This window comes from Roseateles sp. P5_E1, from assembly GCF_054049335.1.
Genome location: NZ_JBFUMN010000061.1, coordinates 20,462 through 30,062, shown reverse-complemented (window position 1 = coordinate 30,062; position 9,601 = coordinate 20,462). Strand labels below are relative to the sequence as shown.

At 64.9% G+C, this 9,601-nt stretch carries 9 protein-coding genes, 1 tRNA gene and 1 pseudogene; all 11 read left to right on the top strand.

The genetic code is table 11. From position 1 onward, the window contains the following. Nucleotides 1–344 (top strand): annotated as a pseudogene (locus tag ACXJKJ_RS26375) (hypothetical protein); the annotation flags it as partial. Between the two features lie 19 nt (nucleotides 345–363). Beyond that, nucleotides 364–1,452, top strand: a complete 1,089-nt coding sequence (locus tag ACXJKJ_RS26370; RefSeq protein ID WP_457393727.1) for a patatin-like phospholipase family protein — start codon at nucleotides 364–366, stop codon at nucleotides 1,450–1,452. Nucleotides 1,453–1,631: 179 nt separating this feature from the next. Next, a complete protein-coding gene (gene thrS, locus ACXJKJ_RS26365) occupies nucleotides 1,632–3,539 on the top strand; it encodes a threonine--tRNA ligase (RefSeq protein ID WP_457393725.1) in 1,908 nt (635 codons plus the stop codon). Between the two features lie 65 nt (nucleotides 3,540–3,604). Next, nucleotides 3,605–4,150, top strand: coding sequence for a translation initiation factor IF-3 (gene infC / locus ACXJKJ_RS26360; protein ID WP_082532663.1), 546 nt, complete (start codon nucleotides 3,605–3,607; stop codon nucleotides 4,148–4,150). 119 nt (nucleotides 4,151–4,269) lie between these two features. Continuing rightward, nucleotides 4,270–4,473 carry a 50S ribosomal protein L35 gene (rpmI, locus tag ACXJKJ_RS26355; RefSeq protein WP_056197410.1) on the top strand — a complete coding sequence of 68 codons (204 nt, stop codon included), beginning with the start codon at nucleotides 4,270–4,272 and terminating at the stop codon, nucleotides 4,471–4,473. Between the two features lie 26 nt (nucleotides 4,474–4,499). Next, nucleotides 4,500–4,856, top strand: coding sequence for a 50S ribosomal protein L20 (rplT, locus tag ACXJKJ_RS26350; RefSeq protein WP_025564000.1), 357 nt, complete (start codon nucleotides 4,500–4,502; stop codon nucleotides 4,854–4,856). A 114-nt stretch (nucleotides 4,857–4,970) separates the two neighbouring features. Next, nucleotides 4,971–6,014 carry a phenylalanine--tRNA ligase subunit alpha gene (gene pheS / locus ACXJKJ_RS26345; protein WP_457354696.1) on the top strand — a complete coding sequence of 348 codons (1,044 nt, stop codon included), beginning with the start codon at nucleotides 4,971–4,973 and terminating at the stop codon, nucleotides 6,012–6,014. Nucleotides 6,015–6,020: 6 nt separating this feature from the next. Continuing rightward, entirely contained in the window at nucleotides 6,021–8,450 is a 2,430-nt protein-coding gene (pheT, locus tag ACXJKJ_RS26340) for a phenylalanine--tRNA ligase subunit beta (protein WP_056197412.1), read from the top strand. A 20-nt stretch (nucleotides 8,451–8,470) separates the two neighbouring features. Beyond that, entirely contained in the window at nucleotides 8,471–8,842 is a 372-nt protein-coding gene (locus ACXJKJ_RS26335) for an integration host factor subunit alpha (protein ID WP_056197414.1), read from the top strand. 46 nt (nucleotides 8,843–8,888) lie between these two features. Next, complete coding sequence (locus ACXJKJ_RS26330; RefSeq protein WP_056197417.1) at nucleotides 8,889–9,419, top strand: MerR family transcriptional regulator; 531 nt, start codon at nucleotides 8,889–8,891, stop codon at nucleotides 9,417–9,419. A gap of 35 nt (nucleotides 9,420–9,454) precedes the next feature. After that, a tRNA-Pro gene (locus ACXJKJ_RS26325) sits at nucleotides 9,455–9,531 on the top strand. Nucleotides 9,532–9,601: the final 70 nt, after the last annotated feature.

Below are 9,601 nucleotides of genomic sequence, written 5' to 3'. Positions count from 1 at the left end.
GCCCCGACAACCGTCTGGAAGGCCAGCAGCCATGGCAATTCAACTTCGGTGCGGACTATCGGTTCAAGACTCTGCCCATCAACATGGGATTCAGCGCACAGATCGCACCGGAGTTCGACGTACGCCAGAGCGTGCTGCAGAGCCAGACTTCGCTGGCCTCGCGCTCGCTGGACGCCTTCGCGGCGATGCAGGTCAGCAAGCAGGACAGCGTGCGCGTCAGCGTCAACGGCCTGTTCCAGCCCCAGCAGGGCACGCGGGTCGTCATCATCGGCACGCCCGACTACAACCTGAACCGTCGCGATCCGGTGCCATGGTGGGCAGTGAACTGGGAACACAAGTTCTGATCCGGGCTATCTTCAGCGCATGAGCTCGGGCGCCCTGCAGGTCTTTGCCGGCCCGGCCGCGAAAGCGCGGCTGGCCGAGCGCGGGCTGCGCGCCGAGGATATTGGCTTGATTCCCGCTGCCGCCGGCGGTCCCAAGGGGCTGATCCTCAACGGGTTGGACCGTTTCGTCTTCGGTGAATGGCTGCCGCAAAGCCAGCATCCGGTGCATCTCGTCGGCGCCAGCATCGGTGCCTGGCGCATGGCCACGGCTGCGCTGGCGCACCGCGACGTGCCGGATGCGTTCAACACCATGGCCGAGGCCTATGTGACACAGGAGTACGACGTGTTGCCCGGCGAGAAGCGCCCGCGGCCCGAGGGTGTCAGCAAGCGCTTCGGCGAGATCCTGGGCGATATCTTCGAGGGCCGCGAGGCCGAAGTGCTGGCCCACCCGCGGCTGCGCCTGCACGTGGTCACGTCGCGAGGCCGCGCTGGCTTGCTGGCGCGAGAAGGCAAGCTGCGCACGCCTCTGGGCTACCTCGGCGCGTTCGCGGCGAACGCCATGTCACGCCCGCTGCTGGGCCGCTTCCTGGAGCGCGTCGTCTTCTCCGACCCGCGCGACCGCCTGCCGCTGAAGCTCAACGACTTCACGAGCCGCGAGGTGCATCTGTCGCGCGCCAACCTGCGCGGCGCGTTGCTGGCGAGTTGCTCCATCCCTTTCTGGCTGCAGGCCCAGCAAGACCTGCCCGGCGCCCCGCGCGGTGCCTACTGGGATGGGGGCATCACCGACTACCACTTGCACCTGGACTACCGCGCACTGCAGTCGTCCACCGCGCCGCTGGTGCTCTACCCGCATTTCCAGCGCCAGGTCGTCCCGGGCTGGCTGGACAAGGCCTTGAAGCACCGCCACCGCTCGACGGACTTCCTCGACAACGTCGTGCTGCTGTGCCCGTCGCCCGATTTCATCGCCAGGCTGCCCGGCGCCAAGCTGCCCGACCGCAATGACTTCATGGCGCTGGACGCCGCCGAGCGCCGCCGCCGCTGGCGCGTCGCCGTGACGGAAAGCCAGCGCCTGGCCGATGAATTCGCTGCGTTGGCCCAGCGCGACTCCATTTCTGCCCTGCCGCTTTAGAATCTCGCCTTCCTCCCCTCACAAGAGCGAGAAAGGCACCCTGGTTATGACACCGCGAACTACGTTCCCGTTTACCGGTAGTTAGTCGGCCGCGGCTCGTCACGTCTTCTCGCCTTCGGGCACAAACAAAGCGCGGCAAGTGGCCGCGCTTTTTTGTTTGTCGCCTCTTCGGAGCACCCATGATTTCGATTCAACTCCCCGACGGCTCGCGCCGTGAATACCCCGCCGCGCTGTCGGTCGGCGACGTCGCCGCCAGCATCGGTGCCGGCCTGGCCAAGGCCGCCCTCGGCGGCAAGGTCGACGGCAAGGTCGTCGACCTCAGCCACGTCATCGACCACGACGTGCAGCTCGCCATCGTCACCGAGAAGGATGCCGATGGCCTGGAGCTGATCCGCCACTCGACGGCCCACCTGCTGGCCTACGCGGTCAAGTCGCTCTACCCCGACGCCCAGGTCACCATCGGCCCGGTCATCGAGAACGGCTTCTATTACGACTTTGCCTACAAGCGCCCGTTCACGCCCGACGATCTGGCCGCCATCGAGGCCAAGATGACCGAGCTGGCCAAGAAGGACGAGAAGGTCTCGCGCCGCGTGCTGCCGCGCGACGAGGCGGTGGCGCACTTCAAGGCCATGGGCGAGGCCTACAAGGCTGAGATCATCGAAAGCATCCCGGCCGACCAGGATGTGTCGCTGTATGCCGAAGGTGCCTTCGAAGACCTGTGCCGCGGCCCCCACGTGCCCAGCACGGGCAAGCTCAAGCACTTCAAGCTGATGAAGGTGGCCGGCGCCTACTGGCGTGGCGATCATCGCAACGAGATGCTGCAACGCATCTACGGCACGGCCTGGGCGACCAAGGACGACCTCCAGAAGTACCTGGTGATGCTGGAGGAAGCTGAGAAGCGCGACCACCGCCGCCTCGGCAGGGAGCTGGACCTCTTCCACATCGACGAGCACGCCCCCGGCGTCGTCTTCTGGCATCCCAAGGGCTGGACGGTCTGGCAGGAGGTGGAGCAGTACATGCGCCGCGTCTACCGCGACAACGGCTACCAGGAGGTCAAAGGCCCGCAGCTGCTCGACAAGACGCTGTGGGAGGCCACGGGCCACTGGGACAAGTACCGCGACAACATGTTCACGACGGAGTCGGAGAAGCGCGATTACGCGCTCAAGCCGATGAACTGCCCGGGCCACATCCTGATCTTCAAGCACGGCGTCAAGAGCTACCGCGACCTGCCGCTGCGCTTCGGCGAGTTCGGCCAGTGCCATCGCAACGAGCCCACCGGCGGCCTGCACGGCATCATGCGCGTGCGCGGCTTCACGCAGGACGATGGCCACATCTTCTGCACGGAAGACCAGATCCTGGCCGAGTGCGTGGCCTACACGGCCCTGCTGCAGAAGGTCTACACGGACTTCGGCTTCACGGACATCATCTACAAAGTCGCGACGCGCCCTGACGCCCGCATCGGCTCCGACGAGGTCTGGGACAAGGCCGAGCACGCGCTGATGGAATCGCTGCGTGCCTCGGGCGTGGACTTCATCATCTCCCCCGGAGACGGCGCCTTCTACGGCCCCAAGATCGAGTACACGCTCAAGGACGCCCTCGGCCGCCAGTGGCAGTGCGGCACGATGCAGGTCGATTTCTCGATGCCCGGCCGCCTTGGCGCCGAGTTCGTCGACGAGGACGGCCAGCACAAGACACCCGTCATGCTGCACCGCGCCATCGTCGGCAGCCTGGAGCGTTTCATCGGCATCCTGATCGAGCASCATGCCGGCGCGCTGCCCGTCTGGCTGGCGCCAACGCAGGTCGTGGTGGCCAATATCACCGACGCGCAGGCCGATTACGTGTCTGAAATTGTGAAATCGCTGCAAAAACAAGGGCTTAGGGCCTCAGCAGATTTGCGCAACGAGAAGATCACCTATAAAATCCGCCAGCATTCCATGCAAAAGCTGCCGTACATCCTCGTCGTAGGCGACAAGGAAAAGGCGAATGGCAGCGTTGCGGTACGCGCCCGTGGCAACCAGGACCTCGGCGTGATGCCCCTGCAGGACTTCCTCTCTCGGATCTCCGCAGACATCACCAACAAGGTCTGAAGCCTTTCGGGCGCGATTTGTTTTGTTTGGGCCTCTCGCCTGGGGCCCGTTGAAAGGTCTACACCATCGCTACGTTTGCTGACCGTCGTGCGATTCCGGAGCGCAAGCACCGGTTGAACCGCGAAATCATGGCTCCCGAAGTCCGTCTGAACGGCCCCGAGAACGAACCCATCGGCGTCGTCAGCATCCAGGAAGCCCTGCGTATGGCGGGCGACATGGATGTGGATCTGGTCGAGATCTCTGCCACCGCCAATCCGCCGGTCTGCCGGCTGATGGACTACGGCAAGTTCAAGTACCAGGAGCAAAAGCGCGCTGCCGAAGCCAAGTCCAAGCAGAAGATCATCGAGATCAAGGAAGTCAAGTTCCGCCCGGGCACGGACGAAGGCGACTACCAGATCAAGATGCGCAATCTGCGCCGCTTCATTGCCGAAGACGGCGACAAGGGCAAGGTCACGCTGCGCTACCGGGGCCGTGAAATCACCCACCAGGACATCGGTATGCGCCTGCTGGAGCGGATTCGCGACGAACTGGCCGACGTGGCGATCGTCGAGAACATGCCGAAGCTCGAAGGTCGGCAGATGATCATGGTCCTGGCGCCCAAAAAGCGCTAAAGACCGAAGAGTTCAACCCGCCGGTTTGGTCGCCGACGGGTTCATTAGTCTCCTGAGGCCAACAAGTGCGCCGGGCTCACCGGCGCCGCCCCAGGGACGCACTTAGAAGGAGCATCAACATGCCCAAAATGAAGACCAAGAGCAGCGCGAAAAAGCGTTTTCGCGTTCGTCCGGGTGGCACCGTCAAGCGCGGTCAGGCGTTCAAGCGCCACATCCTGACCAAGAAGACCACGAAGAACAAGCGTCAGCTCCGCGGCGCCGTCACCGTGCACGAAACCAACATGGGTCACATCGCTCAGATGCTGCCCTTTGCTGGCCTGTAATCCACTACTGACTCAAGGAGAAACACATGCCTCGCGTCAAACGTGGTGTAACCGCTCGTGCCCGTCACAAGAAGGTCTTGGCTCTGGCCAAGGGCTTCCGGGGTCGTCGTAAGAACGTCTTCCGCATCGCCAAGCAGGCGGTGATGAAGGCGGGTCAATACGCCTACCGTGACCGCCGTACCAAGAAGCGCGTCTTCCGTCAGCTCTGGATCGCCCGTATCAACGCTGCATCGCGTGGTCTGGGTCTGTCCTACAGCAAGTTCGTGGCGGGTCTGAAGAAGGCTCAGATCGAGATCGACCGCAAGGTCCTCGCCGATCTGGCCGTGAACGACCCGGCTGGCTTTGCCAGCATCTTCGCCAAGGTGAAGGCCGCGCTCGCCTGATTGCGATTCGCTCCGGCTCACGTCGGAGCACGCAACTTTCGGGGCCGGTCACTCTGTGACCGGCCCTTTTTGTCTTCGACGCAAGGACTTTGCCCTTGTCATCCCGAATTCCGAATGTCTGATCTCGACGCTCTTCTTGAAGCGGCACGCAGCGACTTTGCCGCCGCGCCAACGCCCGCTGAACTCGAAAACGCCAAGGCGCGCTTCCTCGGCAAGTCCGGCCGTGTGACCGAACTGATGAAGGGCTTGGGCGCCCTCAGCATCGAGGAAAAGAAGACTCGCGGCGCCGAGATCAACCAGCTCAAGGTCGGCATCGAAACCGCCCTGACTGCCCGCCGCGACGCGCTCGCCGCCGCAGAGCTCGAGAAGCAACTCAAGGCCGAGGCCCTCGACGTGACGCTTCCCGGCCGCAGCCGCGGCACCGGCGGCCTGCACCCGATCACGCGCGCGATGGAGCGCATCGAGGCCATCTTCGCCTCCATGGGCTTCGACGTGGCCGACGGCCCCGAGATCGAGACCGACTGGTACAGCTTCTCGGCGCTGAACAACCCCGAGAACCACCCGGCCCGCTCCATGCAGGACACGTTCTACGTCGACATGAAGGACGAGAACGGTGCCTGGCTGAACCTGCGTCCGCACACCAGCCCGATGCAGATCCGCTACGCGCAGGCCCACGCCAAGCGCTACGCGGGCCAGGACACCATGCCCGAAATCCGCGTCATCGCGCCGGGCCGCACCTACCGCGTCGACAGCGACGCCACCCACTCGCCCATGTTCCACCAGGTCGAAGGCCTGTGGGTGGGCGAGAACATCAGCTTCAAGGACCTGAAGGCGGTCTACCTGAACTTCATCACCGCCTTCTTCGAGACCGACCAGCTGCAGCTGCGCTTTCGCCCCAGCTACTTCCCCTTCACCGAGCCCAGCGCCGAGATCGACATCATGTTCGAGAGCGGCCCGCTGAAGGGCCGCTGGCTGGAGGTGTCGGGCTCCGGCCAGGTGCACCCGCAAGTGATCCGCAACATGGGCCTGGACCCCGAGCGCTACATCGGCTTCGCGTTCGGCTCGGGCATCGACCGCCTGGCCATGCTGCGCTATGGCGTCAACGACCTGCGCGCCTTCTTCGACGGCGACCTTCGCTTTCTCTCGCAGTTCAAGTAAATCGTTATGCAATTCCCCGAGTCCTGGCTGCGCGAGTTCTGCAATCCGCCGCTGTCCACTGAAAAACTGGCCGAACTGCTGACCATGTCCGGCATGGAGGTTGAAGAGCTGCGCCCCGTGGCGCCGCCTTTCCACGGCATCGTCGTCGCCGAAATCCTCGAAGCCGAACAGCACCCCAACGCCGACAAGCTGCGTGTCTGCAAGGTCAACGCCGGCGGCGCCGAACCGCTGCAGATCGTCTGCGGTGCACCCAACGCCCGTGTCGGCATCAAGGTGCCGCTGGCCACCGTCGGCGCCGAGCTGCCCACCGATGACGCAGCCAAGCCCTTCAAGATCGGTGTCGGCAAGCTGCGCGGCGTCGAGAGCTTCGGCATGCTGTGTTCGGCCCGCGAGCTCAAGCTCAGCGAAGACCACGGCGGCCTGCTGGAACTGCCCGCCGATGCCGTCATTGGCGAAGACATCCGCAAACACCTGAATCTCGACGACACCCTCTTCACGCTGAAGCTCACGCCCAACCTGGGCCATGGGCTGAGCGTCTTCGGTGTGGCCCGTGAGGTGGCTGCGCTGACCGGCGTGCCGCTGCTCAAGGCCGAGTTTCCGCCGGTGAAGCCCGGCATCGACGACAAGCTGCCCATCCGTATCGAGGCGCCCGACCTGTGCGGCCGCTTCTCCGGCCGCATCGTCAAGGGCATCGACACCAAGGCCAAGACGCCTGCCTGGATGGTCCAGCGCCTGGAGCGCTGCGGCCAACGCTCGGTGACTGCCCTTGTCGACATCTCCAACTACGTGATGTTCGAGTACGGCCGCCCGTCGCACATCTTCGACCTCGACAAAATCAGCGGCGAGCTGGTCGTGCGCTGGGGCAAGGCCGGCGAGCAGCTCAAGCTGCTGAATGGCAACACCATCACGGTGGATGAGAAGGTCGGCGTCATCGCCGATGCGCGCGAGGTCGAGTCCCTCGCCGGCATCATGGGCGGCGACCACACCGCAGTCTCCGACGACACTCACAACGTCTACGTCGAAGCCGCGTTCTGGTGGCCCGAGGCCGTCATGGGCCGTGGCCGCCGCTACAACTTCTCCACCGATGCCGGCCACCGCTTCGAGCGCGGCGTCGATGCGTCGCAGACCGTCGAGCACATCGAACGCGTCACGCAGCTCATCATCGACATCTGCGGCACGTCTGGCACCCAGGTCGGCCCGATGGACGACCAGTCGCCCAACGTGCCCACGCGCAAGCCCGTGACGCTGCGTGTGGCGCGCGCTGCCAAGGTCATCGGCATGCCGCTGACGCAAGCCCAGTGCGAAGGCGTGTTCACGCGTCTGGGCCTGCCATTCACGGCCGCTGACGGCGTGATCACGGTGACTCCGCCGAGCTGGCGCTTCGACATCCTGATCGAGGAAGACCTCATCGAGGAAGTCATCCGCGTGCTGGGCTATCCCACGTTGCCATCGACCGCGCCGCTGGCGCCCATCGTGGGCCGCACGGGCTCGGAATCGCGCCAGAGCACACACGCGCTGCGCCGCGCCGTCGCCGCACGCGACTACTTCGAGACGATCAACTTCAGCTTCGTCGAGGAACGCTGGGAGCGCGAGCTGGCCGGTGTCGCCGATCCCATCAAGCTGCTGAATCCCATCGCCGCGCCGCTGTCGGTGATGCGCACCAGCCTGATCGGCAGCCTGGTGCAGGTGCTGCGCCACAACCAGTCCCGCCGCGCGACGCGCGTGCGCGTGTTCGAGCTGGGCCGCGTGTTCAAGCGGGATGCTGGCGTGGCCAACGGGCCGCTGAGCGTGGCCGGCATCGAGCAGCCGCTGCGCCTGGGCGGCCTGGCCTGGGGCTCCGCCGACCAGCAGCAATGGAGCCAGCGCGACCGCGCCGTCGACTTCTTTGACGTCAAGGGCGACCTCGAAGCCCTGTTCGCACCGCAGACGCTGAGCTTCGAAACCGCCGAGCACCCTGCCCTGCACCCCGGCCGCAGCGCAAGCGTCAAGCTGAACGGCGTCGCCATCGGCATCGTCGGCGAACTGCACCCGCGTTGGCGCCAGGCCTATGAGATCAGCGGCAGCGCCCCCGTCGTCTTTGAGCTCAATCTCGACGCCGCGCTGACTCGCACGCTGCCGCAAGGCCAGCCGCTGCCGCGCCAGCAGGCCGTGCAGCGCGACCTGGCCCTGGTCGTCAAGGACAGCACGCCCCACGACGCACTGATGGCCACTATCACGGCCGCTGGCGGCGCGCTGTTGCGTTCAGCCAAGCTCTTCGACGTCTTCAAACCCGCTGCTGGCGCCAGCACGGATCTGCAACCCGACGAGCGCTCCCTGGCCGTGCGCCTGGAACTGCTCGACGACGAAGCCACATTGACCGATGAGCGCATCGATGCGGCCGTGGCCGCCATCGTGGCCGCTGTCGGCGACCAGCTCGGCGGCCGCCTGCGCGGCTGACCCCAGGAACAGGAACACGAATGGACGCGAACGACGCCAAGAAATCCGAATCCGCTGCGGTCGTCATCGGCAGCCTGGAAACGCCCACCCTGACCAAGGCCGAGCTGGCCGAGCTGCTGTTCGACAAGCTCGGGCTGAACAAGCGCGAGTCCAAGGACATGGTCGAGGCCTTCTTCGACATGCTGCACGACAGCCTCGTCAAGGGCCAGGACGTCAAGCTCTCGGGCTTCGGCAACTTCAACATCCGCCGCAAGGCGCCGCGCCCGGGTCGCAACCCGCGCACCGGCGAGTCCATCCCGATCAAGGCCCGCAACGTCGTGACTTTTCACGCCTCCCACAAGCTCAAGGGGTTGGTGCAAGGCGATACGCCCAGCGGCGAAGACTTCGAGTAGAGTCTGACGCCTTGCCTCAGCTTTCGCTCCGAAGCCCTTGATTTCAATGGACAAAGCGCTGCCTTCCATTCCCGCCAAACGCTACTTCACCATTGGTGAGGTCAGCGAGCTGTGCGGTGTGAAGCCGTATGTCCTGCGCTATTGGGAGCAGGAGTTCACCCAGCTCAAGCCCATGAAGCGGCGCGGCAACCGGCGCTATTACCAGCACCACGAGGTGCTGCTGATCCGCCGCATCCGCGACCTGCTCTACGACCAGGGCTTCACCATCAGCGGCGCGCGCAACCAGCTCAGCGAAGGCCTGCCATCGGCGGCCGCGGCGCAGAACTTCCGAGATGAAGCCGAGGCCGCACAGGCGCTCGAAGCCATGGATGGGGAACTCGACGGTGACGACGACGCCAGCGCGCCGGTCGAACTGGCGCATCTGCCCGCCGTCCGGTTGGCATCGCATGCACATGCCCAGCCGCTGAAGGCCTCCGGGGCATCCTTGACACTGCCGGTGCTCGCCGTGGACCCGCTGACCTCTCTGGAGCAGGTTCGAGCCGAACTTCTTGCGATCCGAGCCAGCCTTCTGGGCTGAAAGCGCAATTCCTCGGTTATACTTTTTGGCTCAGTCGGGGCGTAGCGCAGCCTGGTAGCGCACTTGCATGGGGTGCAAGGGGTCGCGAGTTCGAATCCCGCCGTCCCGACCATTTTTATTGAAGTAGATCAACGGCTTAGCAGCTTCGGCAGCTAAGCCGTTTGTCCTTCTGGCCGCACATT

Bases quoted from the DNA above. Each gene is read 5' to 3' on its own strand.
- ACXJKJ_RS26370 (WP_457393727.1), top strand. From the start codon at position 364: ATGAGCTCGGGCGCCCTGCAGGTCTTTGCCGGCCCGGCCGCGAAAGCG.
- rpmI (WP_056197410.1), top strand. From the start codon at position 4,270: ATGCCCAAAATGAAGACCAAGAGCAGCGCGAAAAAGCGTTTTCGCGTT.
- rplT (WP_025564000.1), top strand. From the start codon at position 4,500: ATGCCTCGCGTCAAACGTGGTGTAACCGCTCGTGCCCGTCACAAGAAG.
- pheS (WP_457354696.1), top strand. From the start codon at position 4,971: ATGTCTGATCTCGACGCTCTTCTTGAAGCGGCACGCAGCGACTTTGCC.
- pheT (WP_056197412.1), top strand. From the start codon at position 6,021: ATGCAATTCCCCGAGTCCTGGCTGCGCGAGTTCTGCAATCCGCCGCTG.
- ACXJKJ_RS26335 (WP_056197414.1), top strand. From the start codon at position 8,471: ATGGACGCGAACGACGCCAAGAAATCCGAATCCGCTGCGGTCGTCATC.
- ACXJKJ_RS26330 (WP_056197417.1), top strand. From the start codon at position 8,889: ATGGACAAAGCGCTGCCTTCCATTCCCGCCAAACGCTACTTCACCATT.